This is a genomic window from Streptomyces sp. NPDC006385, from assembly GCF_040612485.1.
Taxonomy (GTDB): Bacteria; Actinomycetota; Actinomycetes; order Streptomycetales; family Streptomycetaceae; genus Streptomyces.
Genome location: NZ_JBEXQG010000048.1, coordinates 1 through 17,962 on the forward strand (window position 1 = coordinate 1; position 17,962 = coordinate 17,962).

At 74.1% G+C, this 17,962-nt stretch carries 15 protein-coding genes and 1 pseudogene; 11 read left to right on the forward strand and 5 right to left on the reverse strand.

Features of this window, described 5'->3' with window-relative positions:
- Window positions 1-267: 267 nt before the first annotated feature.
- Genes ABZ078_RS29690 through ABZ078_RS29715 form a run of 6 tightly spaced genes read left to right on the forward strand, consistent with a single transcriptional unit; the run spans window position 268 to window position 4,940 of the window.
- On the forward strand, window positions 268-1,602 hold the full coding sequence (locus ABZ078_RS29690) for a condensation protein (RefSeq protein ID WP_356580260.1): 1,335 nt from the start codon (window positions 268-270) through the stop codon (window positions 1,600-1,602).
- Complete coding sequence (locus tag ABZ078_RS29695) at window positions 1,599-2,333, forward strand: methyltransferase domain-containing protein (RefSeq protein ID WP_356580262.1); 735 nt, start codon at window positions 1,599-1,601, stop codon at window positions 2,331-2,333. Before ABZ078_RS29690 ends, ABZ078_RS29695 begins: the two co-directional genes overlap by 4 nt.
- A 25-nt stretch (window positions 2,334-2,358) precedes the next feature.
- On the forward strand, window positions 2,359-3,285 hold the full coding sequence (locus ABZ078_RS29700) for a hypothetical protein (RefSeq protein WP_356580361.1): 927 nt from the start codon (window positions 2,359-2,361) through the stop codon (window positions 3,283-3,285).
- A complete protein-coding gene (locus ABZ078_RS29705; RefSeq protein WP_356580264.1) occupies window positions 3,282-3,545 on the forward strand; it encodes a Trm112 family protein in 264 nt (87 codons plus the stop codon). Before ABZ078_RS29700 ends, ABZ078_RS29705 begins: the two co-directional genes overlap by 4 nt.
- Window positions 3,542-4,369 carry an FkbM family methyltransferase gene (locus ABZ078_RS29710; RefSeq protein ID WP_356580266.1) on the forward strand — a complete coding sequence of 276 codons (828 nt, stop codon included), beginning with the start codon at window positions 3,542-3,544 and terminating at the stop codon, window positions 4,367-4,369. Before ABZ078_RS29705 ends, ABZ078_RS29710 begins: the two co-directional genes overlap by 4 nt.
- The gene (locus tag ABZ078_RS29715) at window positions 4,335-4,940 is read left to right on the forward strand and encodes a hypothetical protein (protein ID WP_356580268.1); all 606 of its coding nucleotides are present in this window, start codon (window positions 4,335-4,337) and stop codon (window positions 4,938-4,940) included. The genes ABZ078_RS29710 and ABZ078_RS29715 overlap by 35 nt, the downstream gene beginning before the upstream one ends.
- A gap of 47 nt (window positions 4,941-4,987) precedes the next feature.
- On the opposite strand, the gene ABZ078_RS29720 is transcribed toward ABZ078_RS29715, so the two are convergent.
- Genes ABZ078_RS29720 through ABZ078_RS29735 form a run of 4 tightly spaced genes read right to left on the reverse strand, consistent with a single transcriptional unit; the run spans window position 4,988 to window position 11,152 of the window.
- Window positions 4,988-7,975, reverse strand: a complete 2,988-nt coding sequence (locus ABZ078_RS29720) for a hypothetical protein (protein WP_356580270.1) — start codon at window positions 7,973-7,975, stop codon at window positions 4,988-4,990.
- Window positions 7,972-8,985, reverse strand: coding sequence for a hypothetical protein (locus tag ABZ078_RS29725; protein WP_356580272.1), 1,014 nt, complete (start codon window positions 8,983-8,985; stop codon window positions 7,972-7,974). Before ABZ078_RS29725 ends, ABZ078_RS29720 begins: the two co-directional genes overlap by 4 nt.
- Window positions 8,982-9,926 carry a MoxR family ATPase gene (locus ABZ078_RS29730; RefSeq protein WP_356580274.1) on the reverse strand — a complete coding sequence of 315 codons (945 nt, stop codon included), beginning with the start codon at window positions 9,924-9,926 and terminating at the stop codon, window positions 8,982-8,984. The genes ABZ078_RS29725 and ABZ078_RS29730 overlap by 4 nt, the downstream gene beginning before the upstream one ends.
- Window positions 9,923-11,152, reverse strand: a complete 1,230-nt coding sequence (locus tag ABZ078_RS29735; protein ID WP_356580276.1) for a hypothetical protein — start codon at window positions 11,150-11,152, stop codon at window positions 9,923-9,925. The genes ABZ078_RS29730 and ABZ078_RS29735 overlap by 4 nt, the downstream gene beginning before the upstream one ends.
- A 283-nt stretch (window positions 11,153-11,435) precedes the next feature.
- Here ABZ078_RS29735 and ABZ078_RS29740 point away from each other — a divergent pair, with 283 nt between their 5' ends.
- Window positions 11,436-12,536: a hypothetical protein gene (locus ABZ078_RS29740; protein ID WP_356580278.1), complete on the forward strand. Its 1,101-nt coding sequence runs from the start codon at window positions 11,436-11,438 to the stop codon at window positions 12,534-12,536.
- Here ABZ078_RS29740 and ABZ078_RS29745 read toward each other — a convergent pair.
- Window positions 12,531-13,403, reverse strand: coding sequence for a hypothetical protein (locus ABZ078_RS29745; protein WP_356580280.1), 873 nt, complete (start codon window positions 13,401-13,403; stop codon window positions 12,531-12,533). The two genes, ABZ078_RS29740 and ABZ078_RS29745, sit on opposite strands and share 6 nt — an antisense overlap.
- Before the next feature lie 141 nt (window positions 13,404-13,544).
- Between ABZ078_RS29745 and ABZ078_RS29750 the strand changes: the two genes are divergently transcribed.
- From ABZ078_RS29750 to ABZ078_RS29765, 4 genes and pseudogenes are all read left to right on the forward strand, one after another.
- A complete protein-coding gene (locus tag ABZ078_RS29750; protein ID WP_356580282.1) occupies window positions 13,545-14,603 on the forward strand; it encodes a MerR family transcriptional regulator in 1,059 nt (352 codons plus the stop codon).
- A 44-nt stretch (window positions 14,604-14,647) separates the two neighbouring features.
- Window positions 14,648-14,794: pseudogene (locus tag ABZ078_RS29755) on the forward strand (hypothetical protein); the annotation flags it as partial.
- Window positions 14,795-14,819: 25 nt separating this feature from the next.
- On the forward strand, window positions 14,820-16,268 hold the full coding sequence (locus tag ABZ078_RS29760) for an acyl-CoA synthetase (RefSeq protein WP_356580283.1): 1,449 nt from the start codon (window positions 14,820-14,822) through the stop codon (window positions 16,266-16,268).
- Window positions 16,261-17,901: a carboxyl transferase domain-containing protein gene (locus ABZ078_RS29765; RefSeq protein WP_356580285.1), complete on the forward strand. Its 1,641-nt coding sequence runs from the start codon at window positions 16,261-16,263 to the stop codon at window positions 17,899-17,901. The genes ABZ078_RS29760 and ABZ078_RS29765 overlap by 8 nt, the downstream gene beginning before the upstream one ends.
- Window positions 17,902-17,962: the final 61 nt, after the last annotated feature.

The window sequence follows — 17,962 nt, forward strand, 5'->3', positions numbered from 1 at the left end:
GAAGCAGTGCTGGAGCGGGCGAGGAGTCGGCGCCGCGGGCGGTGCGCCGGACGCGCCGACCCGGCCGTCGCCGCACCGGGAGCGCGGGCGCGGTCCGTGGGGGACCGAGGCAGGCGGGGCCTCGGGGCCGACCGTCTCCGCACGCGGTCCCGGCGGGCCGGACCCGGATCCGCCGACCGCACGCATCAGGTTCAGCAAGCCGAGGTTCCGGGCGACCCGTCCCGGCGAGGCGCCGGAGCCCGGGGACACGGGGAGGGGCGAAGCCACATGACCGCACTGCACCAGCCCGCACGCGCCGAGGGTCCGCCGCGGCCGCCGGCACGCGTCCCGTTCCCCGTGGTGGACGAGGTCGCCCGGCACTGCCTCCAGGAGGAGGAGCCGGAGACGGTCCACATCGAGGTGCATCTGCCGGGGCGGCTGGACGCGGGGCGGCTGCGTACGGCCTTCGCGGAGGCGCTGCGCCGGCATCCGCGGATCCTCATGCGGGAGGTGCCGGGGCGGTGGTATCGGCGCCGGTACGAGTGGGAGCTGACGGCGGAGCCGGATGTGGAGGTGGTGAGCTTTCCGGCGCCGGGGCGGGACGCGTTGCGGGAGGCGCGGACGCGGGCGCTGGCGGAGGCGCCGCCGTTGTCCCTGTCGCCACCGATCAGGGTGGAGGTGGTGGAAAAGGCGGGGCCGGTCGAGCCGCGGACGTCACACGGAACCGTCCTGTTCCTGACCATCAACCACACCGCCCTCGACGGCCCCGCCTGCCTCCGTGTCCTCGCCACCGCCTCGGAGCTCTACGGCGGCCAGGACAACTCCCCCGTCGCACCCCCCGTCCGCACCGCCCCCGCGGCACCCCCGCCCCCCGAGGACACGCCCTCCAACTGGTCCCGCCCCGCGCGGGTGGCGCAAGGCACCCCCGAGCCCTCCCCCGGCAACGGCATGCTCGTCACCGAACTCCCGCTCCCCCACCGCCCCAAGGGCTCCCCCTACACGGTCAACGACCAGCTCATGGTCACCACCGCCCTGACCATCGCCCACTGGAACAGAGAACACGGCGCCCGCCCCCGCCCTCTGCGCATCACCATGCCCGTCGACGACCGCCCCCGCGACGCCACCATGCCCATCGGCAACGGCACCCGGCTGGTCGAAGTCCCCTTCACCGTCGATGAGTTGGCGGTGCACGACCCCGGCCGCATGCCCGCCCTCCTGCACCGCACCGCCACCCGCACCCGCGCCCTCAAGGCCCTCCCCCGCCCCCAGCTGGGCCACGGCGCCTCCCTCCTCACCGCCCCCTGGGCCCCCGTCGCCGTCCGCGCCGCCCTCACCCGCGGCCTGCGCAGAGCCGCCGCGCCCTGGACCTCGACCACCCTGCTCAGCAACATCGGCCGCATCCCCTACCCCCTGGACTTCGGCGCGGAGGCCGGCCGCGCGCACGCGGTCTGGTTCTCGGCGCCCGCCCGGATGCCCCGCGGCCTGACCGTCACCACCGCCTCCACCGCGGGCCGCCTCCACCTCGCCCTGCGCTGGTCGCGCGCCCTGCTCAGCCACGGCGACGGCACCCACCTGCGGGACCTCTTCGAGCACTACCTGCACACCACGGAGGTGACCCCGTGACCACGACCTCCCCCGTGAAACCCCCCGGACTGCGCGACTTCTACGAGAACCCGGCCGTCCCCGTCGCCTCCGGCACCCCCCGCAGCCGCCGCCAGGCCCGCATGCTCGCCGACGCGCTCGGGCCCGCCACGCCACCACGGACGATCCTCGACATAGGGTGCGGCGACGGCACCGCGGCCGCCACCGCCGCCCCCTACCTCCCCGGCCACCGCATCATCGGCATCGACTGGTCCCAGGACGCCCTGCGCCGGGCCCGCACCCGGATCCCGTACGCCGTCCGCGGCGAACTCACCGACGGCGGGCTGCCGTTCAGGGCCGGCTCCGCCGACGCCGTGCTGTTCAGCGAGGTGATCGAGCACCTCGTCGACCCCGATGCCGCCCTGGACGAGATACGCCGTGTACTGCGCCCCGGCGGCCACCTCATGCTGTCCACCCCGAACCTGGCCGCCTGGTACAACCGCGGGCTGCTGCTGGCCGGGGTGCAGCCGGTGTTCTCGGAGGTCAGCCTGCGGGCGATCCACGGCCGGCCGGGGCGAGAGGTGGTGGGGCATCTGCGGCTCTACACCGCCCGTGCGCTACGGGAGTTCGTGGCCGCCTCCGGCTTCGAGGTCGTACGCCTCGCGGGCGCGCCCTTCCACGGCGTGCCGCGCCCGCTGCGCGCCCTGGACCGGCTGGCCTGCGCCAGGCCGCCGCTCGCGTCGATCCTGCTGCTGCACGCGCGACGGACCTAGGAGGGCGTGGACCATGTGGTGGGGAGTGGCCTCGGCCCTGCTGGCGAACACCCTGTACAGCCTCGGTTTCGTCCTGGAGAAACGGGCGCTCACCGCACTCCCGGAGGTGACCGTCCGGCGCCCCGCCCGGCTGCTGCGGCTGGTGCTCGGCAGCCCGCTGTGGATCGGCGGTTCGCTCGCCCTCGCCGCCGGTTTCGCGGCACAGCTCGTCGTCTACCGCACCCTGCCGATCGCCGCCGCGCAGGGCATCTTCGTCTCCGGGCTCGTCCTGCTCGTTCTGCTCTCCGCCCGGCTGCTGGGCGAGGAGACCAGCGGACGGGAGCGGTACGCGCTCGGCGCGATCCTCGCCGCGCTGCTGATGGTCGTGCTGTCGTTGCGCGAAGGACCCGACGGAGGGGACACCGTCAGCCGGGCCGCCCCGTACCCGCTGATCCTGCTGGTGTGCGTGCCGTCGCTGGCGATGGGCGTGTGGCTGTACAACGCCGCCGAACGCAGGTCCCGGCACCGGCACCGGCTGCCGACGACCGGCGTCGAGTACGGCGTGGCGGTGGGGCTGCTGTACGGGGTCAGCTCGCTGGCCATCAAGGGGGTGTCGGGCTATCTGACGGCGAGCGGGATCGGCGGCGCCCTGCTCGGCCTGCTCCGCTCCCCGTACCCGTATCTCCTGCTGTTCACCGGCGCGTTCGGGCTGGTCATGTCGCAGGCGGCACTGCAGCGCTGCCGGGCCTCGCTGATCGTGCCGGTGTGCACGACGGTGACCTGCCTGTACACGGCCGTGCTCGGCACGCTGTCGTTCGGCGAGACGCTGCCCGAGGACCCGCTGCGCCTCGCGTTGCGCGTCGTGGGCACGGGGCTCGCCGTCGCCGTACTGCTGGCGATGCCGCGGCACGACCCGCCGGCCCCCGCGTCTCCTCAACCCCCGATAGGAGCCAAGGAGTTGACCCCACCATGAACCCCGACGACCCGCTGCTGCGGATCCTGGCCTGTCCCCTCGACAAAGGCCCGCTGCACCTCGTGGCACCGGACGGGCCGGACGCACCGGACGCGGCGGATGCCCCCGCCGATGCGGAGAAGACCGCCGGGGCGCTGTACAATCCGCGCCTGCGCCGCCGCTACCCGATCGTCGACGGCATCCCGCAACTGCTGCCGGCCTCCGGGGAGCAGGTCTCCGACGACGAGCACGAGGAACTCCTCAAACGGATGGCCCCATGACCACCACCCTCGCGGCCCGCCTGGCCCCGTACCTGCCGGTCCGACTGGTCGCCGCGACCGCCCGGGCCGTCTACCCGCGCTTCGAGCCGGAGCTGGCCCGGCTCGCCGACCTGTGCCCGCCCGGCTGCGGCACGGCGGTGGACGTCGGCGGCTGGTACGGCCCCTGGACGCACCGGCTGAGCAGACGGGCGCGGCAGGTGGTGACCGTCGAGCCGGTCCCCCATCTGGCGCGGCTGCTCGCCTCGGGGACCCCGCCGAACGTGCGCGTGATCCAGGCCGCCGCCTCCGACCGTCCCGGCACGGCCCGCCTGTGGCTGCCGCCGGGCGACGCGGGCGATCGCGGGGTGTCGTCCCTGGTCCGCCGGAACATCCACGCCCGCGCCCTGCACGTGCCCTGCGTCGCCCTCGACGACCTGGGGCTGCGGGACGTCGGCTTCATGAAGATCGACGTCGACGGCAACGAGCTGGCGGTGCTGCGCGGGGCGACGGCGCTGCTGGCCCGCGACCGGCCGGCGCTGTTCGTGGAGCTGGAGTCCCGTATCCAGCCGATCGGCCCGGTGGTGACGTATCTGTCCATGCTCCGCTACGACGGCTGGGTGCTCCCCGGCAACGCCTGGGTGCCACTGGCGTCCTTCCCGCTGGAGGCCCACCAGGCGGAGGCCGCGTACGTCGTCTCCCAGGGTCTGCTCCGCCGGGTGCTGCCGTTCGGCGCGCTTCGCGGTCCCCGTTACGTCAATTCCGTCCTCTTCCTCCCGGACGGCCGCCGCCCGGGCGAGCAGGTGCGCGAGCATGGGTCCCATGCCCTCCGGAAATCCCCCCGCTAGCGGACCCTTCACGCCGCTCCACTTCCAGCTCGTGCTGCTGCGCCGCATGGCCGACCACAATCCGGAGCTGGTGGAGGACGCCCGCCGTGCACTGGGCGCCTCCCTCGCCGAGATGCGCGAGGCGAACAAGCGGTGGCAGGCGATGGTGCGCTCGCCCCGCTCCCGCGCCGCCGCCACCCGGTATCGCTCGGTTCTCGGCAGACCTGAGTCGGTCGTCTCCCGCAAGGTCGGCGACCTGGAGTGCGAGGCATGGCTGTGGCCGGTCCCGCTCTGGCCCGACCTGCGCTTCGAGGCGCTGCTGGCCCCGAACGGCGCGGTGTGGAACGAGTGGCTCGTCCGCGCCTCCGGCGCCCCCGCGCCCGACCTGCGCACCGTCGCCGACCTCACCCCCTGGTCCTGCACGGTCGACGAGGCGGCCCACGCCTTCGCCCCCGCCCGACCACTGGAGGGAACGGCCCCGACCCGCTGGGGACTGGCCTTCACGGCACCGGACGAGGAGGGCGTACGGCGGGACGTGGTCGCCGAGTTCACGTGGGGGTTGTTGCAGCGGGTGGCGGTCGGCGGTCGGTGACAGCCGTCGGACCGGCTCACGTACGCCCCAGTCCATGGCTTCGGTGGCTAACGGGTGCCGTCCCTGCCGGAGAGGATCTCGTGGACCTCCGCGCGCAGGCGGGCCGCCTCTCGGGCGCGGCCGAGGGCGTCCAGGCGGATGGAGAGGGTGTTGACGCTGCGGGCCAGGGCACGTCGGTACTTGTCCGGTTCGGTGGCGAAGAGTCTGCGGTAGAGGGCGGCCGCCTGCCGGGCCGCGTCGATCGCTCTCGGTCTGCCCTCGCCGAGCAGGTCCAGGGCCCAGGACCACATCTCCAGGGCGTCCGCCAGGTCGGCGCGGTGCAGGCCCGACTGCTCGGCCTCCAGCTCCCGGTAGTGGCCGACCGCCTCGGCCGCCGCCGACTCCGCCTCGGCGGGGCGGCCGAGGGTGCCCTGCCACAGCGCGAGGTTGCGCAGCGTACGGGCGTGGGGTTGGCGCAGGTCGACGGCACCGCCGGCGACGAGTTCGCGGTAGACGGAGACCGCCTCGCGGGCGGTCATCATCGCCCGATCGGTACGGCCCAGGTCCGCGAAGCTGATGGCCAGGCAGTTGAGGCTCTCAGCGAACTGCGGGCGGTGCGTCTCGGGGCGCAGCGAGGCCAGTTCGCGGCGGATGGCCACGCACTCGGTGATGGTGGCGAGCGCCGCCTCGGCGTACTGCGCGGCGCGCTCCCAGTACCAGCGCACATGCAGGCTGCGGGCCAGGTCCGCCCGCGCGCCGGGGTCGGACGCGGCCTGCTCGCGCCGGATGGCCGTGGCGGAGACGGCTGCCTGCAGGGCGTCGTGCGGCAGGCCGACCCTGCCGTACCGGTTGGCGAGGCCGGTCAGGCTCACCGCCAGCGCCGGGCGGTGGGCGAGCGGGTCCTCGGCGGCCAGCCGGCGGAACAGGTCGGTGGCCTCGGCCGCGGCGTCCAGCGCGGCCCGGTGCTCGCCGCCGCCGTGCAGGACGAGCGACCACAGGTGGAGGCTCTCGGCCAGCCGGGGCCGTTGTTCGGGCCGGCTTCGGGCCACGTGCCGGTTCAGGGCCACGCACTCCTCGGCGGCCGGCCGTGCCTCCGTCCAGCGGTACGCCTCGGCGAGCCGGCTCGCGAGCCCGTACAGCGACGCGCCCAGGGCGGGCAGGGCGCTGTCGGGCAGCTCCTCGGCGAGCGGCCGGAGCAGGGCGATCGCGTGCTGGTGGGCGACGGCGGCGTCGGCCCGGTGCCCCGCCGCGGCGAACCGCTCCGCGAGTTCGTCCAGGGCGACGGCGGCCTCGACACCCCGCTCGGGACCGAGCAGCAGCATGTTCGTCACGGCGCGTTCGCGGTCCTCGGCGGCGGTGGTGACGTCGCTGATCACCTCGCTGAGGAACGCGGCGGCCTCGTGCGCGTACGCCTCCCCGAAGTCGGCCGGGGCCAGGTCGTCCGGGAAGTCCCGCAGGGCGTAGCGGGGGTTGGGCAGCAGCGCGCGCGGCACGCCGGTGGCGAAGTTCCGCGGCGTCGACGGGTACTGACCCGGCCAGTCCGCGGCGACGGCCCGCATGAGTTCACCGCCGGTGATGAACCGGTCGCGCGGCGACCACCCCCAGGCCTGGGCCACTTCGTCCGGGCCGCGGCTGAGCAGCCGTACCAGCCAGGAACCGAACAGCCTGTCCCAGCCGGTGCCGTGGGGCACCAGGGCGGCGACCTGGCCCGCCCAGCTCGCCGTTCTCAGCTCCATGGGCGGCGGCCCGAAACCCCAGTCGCGGGTGCTGCCGGGCGGCCGTACGTGGTCGAGCAGGACGAGCACCTGGTCGGCCCCCGAGGCGGTGGCGAGGTGGAAGAGGGCCTCGGTCGACAGGGCGGTCTCCGGCCGTTCGGGATCGCTGTCGTGGAAGGCGAGTCGCGGGCCGCCCCTGCCGGGCAGGGCGTATCCGCGGACGTACACCACGAGCGGCCCGCGGTGCCGCCGCGCCGACAGCCGGCGCAGCCGTTCGGTGACGGCGGCCAGGGACGGGTCGGTCAGGTACTCCCGCACGTAGCTGTCGCCGAGCGCCGTCCCCACCTCGCGGAACAGGTCGGGTGAGTCGCTCAGCGGGGGCAGGGTCTCGTGCGCGTAGTGGGCCGTCGAGACACCCAGGAAGCGTCCGGCCGGTTCCGCGCCGCGCGTCGGCGCGGCCCGCTCGGGCAGGAGGAACAGATGGCCGCGGGCGCTGCGCAGCAGGACCGGTCCCGGGCCGACGTACACGCGGATCTGCCAGGTCGGCGGAACGGACAGGTCCTCGTCCCGCTCGCGGGTGCCGCCGGCCAGCAGGGTCAGTACGCGCGGTGCCGTGTCGGGCACCGGGAGGGCGTAGGTGCCCGGCGGCACCTCGGCGTGCGTCCCGGGGTCGACCGGCCGGCCGTCGATCTCCAGCTCGTCGCCGTCCCGGCGTACGGTGATGCGGATGTCGTCGAGGACGCGGGCGAGGTCGCCGAGTCGCCGGGCGGGCAGCGGGGCCCGTTCGGCGCCGAACGGGTGGCGCCGGGCCGGGAAGCGGGGGCGGGCGGTCTGGGCGAGCTGCCAGCCCGTGGGCGAGTCCCGGACGGCCTGCGGCAGCCGGTCCCAGGCGGAGGCCAGCCACTGTCTGAGGCCGTCGCGGTTCTGCTGGGTGATCGCCTTGAACGCCGGGGCCAGAGCGTCGTCGATCTCGCCGGGGCGGCCGGCCACGGCGAGCCAGGTGACGTGCTCCTCCAGCAGCAGGGCCGGTGACAGGTCGGCGTGCACCCGCTCGATGATCCGCCACAGGGAGTGCACCGGGGCGTCCTCGGGCTGCTGCCGCAGCCAGCGCTCCAACCGGCGTTGCAGCCGGTGGCGTTCGGCGTTGTCGAAGACGACGCCCGTGGGCCCCTGGGACCGGACGAATTCGCTGAACCACAGGTCGGACTCGGTTTCCACGCCGAGCCGCGGGAACAGCGCCAGCCGCACCGCCCGGATCAGCTCGGGCTCGACGCGCACCGCCACGCTGAGGGCGGTCGCCAGGTCCTCGGCCGGGTCCGTGCCGTGCTGCTCGGGGATCACGGTCGCCGTCCCACCAGGGCGGCGACCGTGCTCACCGTCGTGGTGCGGTCCCAGGTGAGGGCGGACAGCAGCCGGGTCAGCTCCGTGGGCACGCGGTCGACCGGATACGGCACGAGGGCCAGCGCGGTGCACCCGGCCCGCACGATCTCGTCGAGCACGTCGTACCACTCGGCGACCGAGGCACGCCGGGGGTGCAGGAGGGGGCCGCCCACGCCGAGGTCGGACACGACGAGCACGCGGGTTCCCTGGCTGGGCGTCCGGTACGGCCGCCAGGTGCGCCGGCCGCCCGGACCCGCGCCCCGGACGGGGGCGTCGGCGAAGTAGCGGATCTGGGTGAGCTCGGCGCCGACCAGACCCGTGATCTGGCGGACGAGTTCCTGCTGGTCGCGTCGGTACGGCTGCATCGAGTCGCCCAGGTCGACGAGGACCTGCACGCCGAAGCGGAGGGTGGGGCGGGGCGCGCGGGGCAGCCGGGTCGGCGGGATGCCGCGGGCGAAGAAGTCGACCAGGGCCTCGATGTCCGGTTCGCCGTCGTCGCGGACCGGCGTGGTCAGCGCGGCGCTGAGGATCGCGGCCGAGGACCGTGTGGTGAGCAGGGGCTCCAGCGGCGGCCGGGCGCGCAGGTGCCGCTCGGTCACCTCGTCGAGGGAGCGCACCAGGGCCCAGTCGTTGACGTCCGGGGCGTCGTGCCCGACGGGTTCCAGCACCGGCAGGTCGGGCAGCGAGGCCGCTCCGCCGGGTGCCGCCTGGTCGGTGCGGGGTGGCGGGGGTTCGAGGGGGATGCCGGTGTCGCCGGGGAGGCGGGCGGGCGGAGCGAGGGGCGGGGCGTCGGTGGACGGGACGGTCGCGGCCGGGCAGGGCGGCTGGTTCGGGCGCGGCGCGGGCATGAGGTCCGCCGCTCCGAAACCGAGCAGCCGGGCCACCGTGCGCTGGACGTCGGGGTCGTCGCCCACCTCGTCCAACGCCCGCACCCAGTCGGCCACCCAGATCTCGGCCACCCGGTCGGTCATGGCACGTCGTCCTGTTTCAGCAGTGCCATCCGGTGCAGGGCCCGCCAGCGCGGTTCCGACTCGTCGACCCTGATGCCGAGTTCCCGGCAGGCGTGGAACGCGTCCAGGAACTCGGCGGTGCTGGGCTTGCGGTGCGCCCTGCGGTCCGCTTTCTTCCTCGGCTCCTGTACGGCGTCCGCGAGCTGGCGGGCGAGGACCTCGTCGTCCGCCGTGAACCGGTCGGCACCGACATGGGCGCGGGCCACCTTGACCAGCTCGTCCGGTTGGGGGTGTTCGAGCTTGACGACGAGACAGCGTCTCAGGAACGCCTCGGGGAGCTCGCGCTGCTCGTTGGTGGTGATCACCACGAGCGCCTGGGTCTGGTCCTCGGGCTCGATCTTCTTCCCGGTCTGGGAGAGGGTGAAGCGGCGCGAGCCCAGCGGCACCAGCAGCCCGTTGGGCAGTTCCGGGTCGGCCTTGTCGATCTCGTCGATCAGCACGACCGACTGGGTGCGCAACTCGACGGCGTCCAGGGCCTCGGCGCCCCTGAGGGGTTCCGTCCAGGCGTGGTGGGCCCGGGCGCGCAGGGTGTGGGCGCGCGCGGAACGCGGCGCGAACGCCTTCCACAGCACACCGGGTTCCACATAGGTGTCGATGGGCTTGAGCCGCTGGGCCTGGGCGTCGGCCAGCCGCAGCACATGGTCGAAGGACCACAGCAGGTCCGGCGCCTGGGTGCGTGAGGTCACCACGTGCTCGTGGTACGCCCAGCGGCGTTCGCGTGCCACGTGCGCGGCGAAGGACGACTTGCCGGAGCCCGGGTCGCCGCGCAGCAGCAGCGGCCGTCCGGTGGCCAGCGCGACCTTTACGGCCAGTTCGAGGTCGCCGCGTACGACGTACGCCCGGCCGTCCGGCCGGTCCGGCGCGTTGCGCGCGGGGTGTGCGGGGGAGGCCGAGCGGATCACTGTCCCAGGTCCTTTCCCAGGTCTTTGCGGCGGGCGAAGATGCGTTTCAGCGCCTTCACCGTCTGGGCCACGCCGTCCTCGGTCCCGGGCGGCACCGCGATGTGTAGCGTGCGGCAGTGCTGCTCGCCCAGGTCTTCGGGGCCCGCGTCACCCGTGAGGACGACGACGTTCAGCCTGGAGAACCGTGCGGTCAACTCGCGGACCAGCTCGCCGGCGACGCCCGGCTCGGTGCCGTGCGGGTCGATGACGAGGAACAGCACGTCGTCATCGGGCGGCTCGGTGTCCACATCGCCCCCGAACAGCTCGCCGACGGCCCGCTCGCAGGCGATCAGGTTCTCCGCCAGCTGGGCCTCGCCCGCCACCAGCGCGACCACCTGGACCCAGTAGTCGTCCGAGAAGCAGGAGGCGCGGTCGATGTGCTGCCGGGCCGTGTCCGACCGCTCGGTGCCGAGGGTGACGACGACCTGCCCGTCCTCCGGGAGCAGCCGTCGTACGGCCACCGGGTCGATCCAGGTGGGCACGGCGAGGTTGATCAGCTTCTCGAGCCGGTCCGGGTCGAGGTAGAAGGCGACCTTCTTGATGGCCTTCGGCACCACCTCGGTGGGCCTCTCGTCGAGGAACTGGTACGCGATGAACCGGCGTCCCTCCCGGATCTCGGGGAACGGCTGCTGCCGACCGCCGAGTTCGCGGGCCATCTCCTGCAACGGGAATGCCTGTTTGACCTCGTCCAGGCAGTGTTCGACCTTGGCCGCCATGGACTGCATCGCCGAGGTGTCCGCGCACCGGGGCAGGTCGCCCAGCGCCGCGACGATCCGGTCGACCAGGTCCTCCTCGGACTCCTCGACCCCTTGGATGATCATCTGCCGGGTGACGAGCTGGGATATCTCGGTCTTCCTCAGGTCCCGCGGCTGAAGTCCCCCCAGCAGCACGGGCAGGACGGTGAGGGGGGCGCCCAGCGCCAGACGCCACAGCAGGATGTTGACCTCGCGCTTCAGCCAGGGCTTGTCCATCCCGCCCCGCGTCACCAGCACGACGGCGACGTCACACTCGGCCATCCAGACGTTGAGGGTCCACCGCCAGTCGGCCGCGGCCGGCAGCAGGTCGTCCACCCGGACCCGCTGCTCGGGACCCTTCAGTCGTTCGACGAGCCGGGTCCGCACCAAGTCGGCGCCCGCCTGCTCGACTTCGGCCTCCGACCTGCCATGACTGATAAAGGTGATCGCCATTGACCACTGACCGTCCCTACCGCGCCTGCCGTGTGGGAGGCAAGAGGTTGGCAGGCAACTGGTACGGCGGTCAAATCAGCCTCTTTGTCGATGAAGTGACTGACACTTATGTCGTCTTTATGACGGGAGTTCACGTCAACTCCACGTGTGCTCGGCTCGTCCGGCGGACATCCTCCCGAAGACAGCGGACCACCGGTCGAAGAGGGCGGCGGGGAGACAGGCCGACAGACAGGCCGGCAGACAAGTCGACAGACAGGTCGACAGACAGGGGGCAAGCCGGGACATGGAGTCGTCCGACAGCACACGCCCGGTCGTCGCGATCATGGGCAGCGTCGAGTCCGGCCGCGCGTACACGCCCGCGCTGAAGCGGCCCGAGGAGGCCCCGGCCGCCTGCCGCGAGCTGGGCCGCCAACTGGCCCTGGCCGGCTACGACCTCGCGGTGTTCTCGGCGAAGCCCAAGTACGTCGAGTACGACGTCGTCCGAGGGTACGCGCAGGAGACCGACGGCGCCGGCACGGTGTTCCTGCATGTGCCCCGGCACCGCGACCACGACTTCGGGCTGCCGGAGGGCAGTTCGGCCAAGGTGCGCGTGATGCGGGACACCAGCCCGGAGTGGGAGGTCTCCTTCTACCGCACCCTGCTGTCCTGTGACGCGGCGCTGCTCGTCGGCGGCGGCCAGTCGACCCGGGTGGCCGGGGTGATCGCGATGGCGCAGCGCATCCCGCTGCTCCCGGTCGCCGCGTTCGGGGGCGGGGCGAGCCAGGTGTGGGCCAACCTGGACAAGGTCCGCAACGACACGACCGACGACGACATCGTGCTGCTGGGGCAGGACTGGCGGGCCGATTCCGCCCGCCGGCTCGTGCGGTGCCTGGACGAGCAGCGGCAGCGCCGGGCGCAGTGGCAGCGCGAGAACGAGCGCACCGCACGCCGGTCCCTGCTCTCCGCCGGTCTGGCCACGGCCGTGGCCCTGCTGTTGCTGGTGTGCTCCCTGCTGGGCTTCGTGCTCGCCGGGGAGCCCGGCCCGGCGACCGGCCGCCGGCTCGCGGTGCTGGTGGTGACACCGCTGCTGGCGGCCATGGCCGGTGCCGTGATCCGCAGCTCCTTCGAGACCGCCGATCAGTGGCCGAGGTCGGCGGTACGGGGGCTGGGGGCCGGGGTCGTCTCCGTGCTGCTGTACGTGGCGTCCCAGCTGCTCACGGTGCCCTCCCTGCTCGACGAACTGGACGTGCGCAGGCTCCTGTTCTTCACCCTGCCCCTCGGCTTCAGCGCGGGCTTCACCTTCGACCTCGTCTTCGAACGCCTGCGCTCGGGAGCGGCCCCCGATCCCCCTCCGCTGCCGGGCGGACACGCACCCGGACCCGGCCCGAGCGACCGCCCCTCATGAACCCGCGGCCGCCAAGATCGCCCCCACCACCCCCGGCACCGACCCGGTGTGCAGCGCCAGGAAGAGGTTCGGCTCGACGAGCTCCAGCTCCATCACCCGCGGCTGCCCGTCCTCCCCGTCGACGAGGTCCACGCGCGCGTACAACAGCTCGGGAGCCTGCGGTACGGCGGCCAGGGCGCGCTCGGCGACGGCGAGTTCGGCCGGGGTCGGGGTCCAGGGCTCCAGGCCGGGATGGGCGACCTTGTGCTCGTCGTAGGGCGTTCCGGGGGTGAGGACGGCGCCCTTGCGGCTGGCGTGCAGCAGCCGCCCGCCGTAGAACTGCAGCGCCCGCTCCCCGGTGACGTCGATGCCGCGCACATAGGGCTGCACCATCGCGGTGAATCCCTCCGCGTGCATCCGCGCGAGCTGCCGTACGGCCGTCTCGTGCTCGTCGGGTGTGTACCGGGCGGCGAACCGCGCGCCCGCGCCGGAGGTGGGCTTGACGACGTACTCGGTGTCGTCCGGGAGTGCGGCGGTGTCACCGGGCGCGAGGTACCGGGTGGGCACGACGGGCACCCCGGCCCCGGCGAGGTCGCCGAGGTAGCGCTTGTCGGCGTTCCACCGCACCACCTCGGCCGGGTTCGCGAGCCGGGTGGCCTCGGAGCACCGCTGCGCCCACGCCAGGAACTCCGCCGCACGCCAGCTGTAGTCCCAGGTGGAGCGGAGCACGGCGAGGTCGTAACCGCCCCAGTCGACGGCGTCGTCGTCCCAGGGCACGGAGTCCGCCTCGGCCCCGGCCTCCCGCAACGCCTCCAGCAGAACCGGGAGGTCGCGGTCGACGCTGACCTCGGGGCCGGGGCGGCAGGTGACGAGTGCTATGCGGGGCACGCCGGGTTCCTCCAGGTAGGACGGTTGTGCGAGGCGCAGGTTAGCAAGCGCCCGGGAACCGGGACAGGCCGCTTGACCTTCCCCTTCGGTGAAGCCACAGCATCGGTGCGAGGAACCGGAGGGATCGGGATGCGCGGGGACATGCTGACGATCGGGGCCTTCGCGAAGGCCTCCCGGCTGTCGCCGAAGGCGCTGCGGCTGTACGACGAGCTGGAGCTGCTGAGACCCGACCGGGTCGACCCGGACACCGGGTACCGGTACTACGCCGTCGAACAGCTGGAGCGGGCCCGCCTGGTGGCGTGGCTGCGGCGGCTCGGGATGCCGCTGGCCCGGATCCGTCAGGTGTGCGCACTGCGACCGGCCGACGCCGCCCGCGAGATCCGTGCCTACTGGGCGCGGGTCGAGGTGGAGACGGCCGAACGGCGCGATCTCGCCGCGTTCCTCGTCGACCAGCTCATCTCAGCACCGAGGAAGGACACCACCATGCTGGAGCTTCGCTACTGCGCCCACTCGGACCGAGGCCGGGTCCGCCCCGCCAACCAGGACACCGCCTACGCGGGGACACGCCTGCTCGCCGTGGCCGACGGCTACGGTCCGGCGGGCGGACCCGCGAGCAGCGCGGCGGTGGCGGCGCTGCGCTTCCTGGACACGGACGAGCTCCCGGCGGGCCATGTGCTGAACCTGCTGGAGGAGGCGGTCCAGGGCGCCACGGAGGCGGTCCGGGACGCGGCGCACGGTACCGAGGAGGACGCCGGTACGACCCTGACGGCGCTGCTGTGGACGGGCTCGCGGCTGGCCCTGATCCACATCGGCGACTCCCGTGCCTATCTGCTCCGCGACGGTGCCCTCTTCCGCATCACCGACGACCACACGGTGGTCCAGTCACTGATCGACGAGGGCCGCCTGACACCGGAGGAGGCGACGTCCCACCCCCAACGCATGCTGCTCCTCAAGGCGTTGTCGTCCGCCGCTCCCGCGACTCCCGACCTCCGCCTCCAGGACGCCGCCCCCGGCGACCGCTACCTGCTGTGCTCCGACGGCCTCTCCCGTGTCGTCCCCGACGCCCGCATCCGCCACCTCCTCGCCTCCGCCCCGGCCGCCGACACCGCCGTCCACGCCCTGATCGACGCGGCGAACGAGGCCGGCGGCCCGGACAACGTCAGCTGCGTGGTGGCGGACGTGGTGGAGGCGGCGGCCTGACCGACCGGCCGGCCGGCCGAGGTGCCCTACCGGTCCTCGTTCACGTGGACCGTGAGCGTTTCTTCCGGCGGCCGATGGTGTACGGAGGAATCGTGGTGGCGGTGGTGCCCGCGGTGGTGTGGCTGGTGATGGTCGTGCCGGGCTTCGGGTGGGCCCGCCCGCGACGGGCGACACCGGGCCACAACGACTGACGGCGACAGCTAAGGAGTACGACGCGTGTCCTCTCTCTTCCCGGCCCTGACGGCCGCTCCTGCGGCCGACCGTGTCGCCCTGAGGTTCGGCGACCGGGCCCTGACGTACGCGGAGCTCGCCGCCGCGGCCGGTGCCCTCGCGGACCGGATCGCGGGCACGAGCCGGGTCGCCGTGTGGGCGACGTCGGCGCTGGAGACGGCGGTGGCCGTGGTGGCGGCGCTGGAGGCCGGGACCGCCGCCGTACCGCTCAACCCCAGATCGGGGGAGAAGGAGCTGGGGCACATCCTGACGGACAGCGCGCCGGCGCTCGTACTCGCCGCGCCGGGCGACGAACTCCCTTCCTCGCTACGGGACTTGGAGCGCGTGGACGTCGACGTACGGGCTTCCGGCCCCCGTCCGGCCGGGCAGGCGGGCGCGGAGGACCCCGCCCTGATCGTCTACACCTCCGGCACCACCGGCCCGCCCAAGGGTGCCGTCATCCCGCGCCGGGCGGTCGCCGCCACCCTGGACGCGCTCGCCGACGCCTGGCAGTGGACCGCCGACGACGTCCTCGTCCACGGCCTGCCCCTGTTCCATGTGCACGGCCTGGTCCTCGGCATCCTCGGCCCGCTGCGCCGCGGCGGATCCGTACGCCACCTGGGCCGGTTCGGCACCCAGGGCGTCACGCGCGAGCTGAACGGCGGGGCGACCATGCTGTTCGGCGTGCCGACGATGTACCACCGCATCGTCCAGGCACTCCCGCGGGAGCCGGAGCTGGCGAAGGCGCTGGGCAGGGCCCGCCTCCTGGTCTCCGGGTCGGCCGCGCTGCCCGTGCACGACCACGAGCGGATCACGGCGGCGACCGGGCAGCGGGTAGTCGAGCGGTACGGCATGACCGAGACGCTGATGAACACGAGCGTGCGGGCGGACGGCGAGCCGCGGGCCGGAACCGTCGGGGTGCCGCTGCCGGGCGTGGAGCTGCGGCTCGTGGAGGAGGACGGGACGCCGATCCCGTCGTACGACGGCGAGACCGTGGGCGAGATCCAGGTGCGCGGCCCGAACCTGTTCACCGAGTACCTCAACCGCCCCGACGCGACGGCCGCCGCCTTCACCGCGGACGGCTGGTTCCGCACCGGCGACATGGCGGTGCGCGATCCCGACGGGTACGTCCGCATCGTCGGCCGCAAGGCCACCGACCTGATCAAGAGCGGGGGTTACAAGATCGGGGCGGGCGAGATCGAGAACGCGCTCCTCGAACACCCCGGGGTGCGGGAGGCCGCCGTCACCGGGGAGCCGGACGCGGACCTGGGCGAGCGGATCGTGGCGTGGATCGTCGCGGAGGACCCCCAATCGCCGCCTTCCGACGAGGAGTTGGCCGACCATGTGGCCCGCCGCCTCGCCCCGCACAAGCGACCGCGCACCGTCCACCACCTCACCGCGCTCCCCCGCAACGACATGGGGAAGATCATGAAGCGGGCGCTGAGCCGTGACTGAGCGGCGCGCGACCGCCCGGGAAGCCGTCGCCCTGATCGCCGACGACTTCACCGAACTCCCCTACCCCGCGCGGGACTCCGCACCGGACGGCCCGCTCGGCTGGCCCGGCTACGACGCCTCGCGCGCCCGCGCCGCCGAGCGCACGGGCGAGGCGGAGTCGGTGATCTGCGGCACCGCCACCGTCGAAGGCACCCGCGCGGTCCTGATCGCCTTCGAGTTCGGCTTCCTGGGCGGCTCGCTCGGCGAACGCACCGGTGACCGGCTGGAGGCGGCGTACGTGCACGCACGCGCCCACCGCCTCCCGGTCGTCCCCCTGGTGGCGACGGGCGGCAGCCGCATGCAGGAGGGCATGCTCGCGCTGACCCAACTCCAGCGGGTGGCCCGCCAGTCGGCGCTCACCCGGGAGGCCGGCCTGCCGCAGATCGCGGTCCTGCGGGACCCCACGACCGGCGGCGGCTGGGCCACCCTCGGCGCGGGCGCCGACGTGACCCTCGCCCTGCCCGGCGCCCAGGTCGGCTTCGCGGGCTCCCGGGTCCGCCCGGCGGACGCCGACCCGGCGGCGTACACGGCGGAGGCGCAGGTGGCGGCGGGGGCGGTGGACGCGATCGTGCGACCGGAGGAGTTGCGGGGCGTGCTGGGGCGATGGCTCCGGCTGCTGGCGGAGCCGACGGCACGCGAGGCGTCGCGGCCGCCGGACGGAGGGGTGGAGGGGGCGGCCCCCGGCCGGACGGCCCGGCCGGAAGGGGCGGCCCCCGGCCCCACGGCCCGATCGGAACAGACGGCCCCCGGCCCCACAGCCCGATCGGAACAGGCCGCCCTCAGCCAAGTGCCTCCCAAGACGCCCGGTACGACCACCCCGGAAACCGGGCCGACAGCACCCAAAGCACCGACAGCGCAGGACACGACCGGCCGAGCAGCGCCGGAGGCGTCCCGCACCGCGGCCCCGGCGGCGGCGCCGCTTCCGGCGGCTCTCGGCCTCCGTGATCTGCCCGCCACCGGCTGGGACGCGGTCCGGCGTGCCCGGTCGTCCGAACGCCCGCGCGCGGAGGCGTACTTGTCGGCCTACTTCACCGACCGTGTCACGCTCAGCGGCGACCGCTGCGGCGGCACCGACCCCGACGGCATGCTGTGCGGCTTCGGCGACCACGAGGGCCGCACCATCGCGTACGCCGCCCAGACCGGCACCGCCACCCGCCCCGCCGGCTACCGCACCGCCACCCGTCTGATCCGCCTCGCGGACCGGCTCGGCATCCCGGTGCTGACCCTGGTGGACACGCCGGGCGCGGCGAACGACGCGGAGGCGGAACGGCAGGGCGTGGGCACGGCGATCGCCGACCTGTTCGGCGCGGTCGCCTCCGCCCGGGTCCCGATCACGACGCTGCTGATCGGCGAGGGCGGCTCGGGCGGGGCGCTGGCCCTGGCGGCACCCGGCAACACCTGGGCCACGCCGGACAGTTACTTCTCCGTCATCGCGCCGGAGTCGGCGGCGGCGATCCTGAAGCGGCCGCCGGAGGAGGTGGAGACGACCGCCGACCAGCTTCGGATCCGGCCGCAGGACCTGGCGGAGCTGGGCGTGATCCGGGCGGCGGAGCAAGGGCGCCCACGCCCTGAGCCAGGCGAACGTCGCTCCTAGGGCCTGCGGACCCACGGGACCGTCGTGTCCTGTCATCCCCGGTGACACCATCGAGCACCGT

Excerpts from the sequence above, each read along its gene's own strand:
- ABZ078_RS29690 (WP_356580260.1), top strand. The coding sequence starts at position 268 with ATGACCGCACTGCACCAGCCCGCACGCGCCGAGGGTCCGCCGCGGCCG.
- ABZ078_RS29725 (WP_356580272.1), bottom strand. The coding sequence starts at position 8,985 with ATGACCGACCGGGTGGCCGAGATCTGGGTGGCCGACTGGGTGCGGGCG.
- ABZ078_RS29750 (WP_356580282.1), top strand. The coding sequence starts at position 13,545 with ATGCTGACGATCGGGGCCTTCGCGAAGGCCTCCCGGCTGTCGCCGAAG.
- ABZ078_RS29705 (WP_356580264.1), top strand. The coding sequence starts at position 3,282 with ATGAACCCCGACGACCCGCTGCTGCGGATCCTGGCCTGTCCCCTCGAC.
- ABZ078_RS29715 (WP_356580268.1), top strand. The coding sequence starts at position 4,335 with ATGGGTCCCATGCCCTCCGGAAATCCCCCCGCTAGCGGACCCTTCACG.
- ABZ078_RS29735 (WP_356580276.1), bottom strand. The coding sequence starts at position 11,152 with ATGGCGATCACCTTTATCAGTCATGGCAGGTCGGAGGCCGAAGTCGAG.
- ABZ078_RS29740 (WP_356580278.1), top strand. The coding sequence starts at position 11,436 with ATGGAGTCGTCCGACAGCACACGCCCGGTCGTCGCGATCATGGGCAGC.
- ABZ078_RS29710 (WP_356580266.1), top strand. The coding sequence starts at position 3,542 with ATGACCACCACCCTCGCGGCCCGCCTGGCCCCGTACCTGCCGGTCCGA.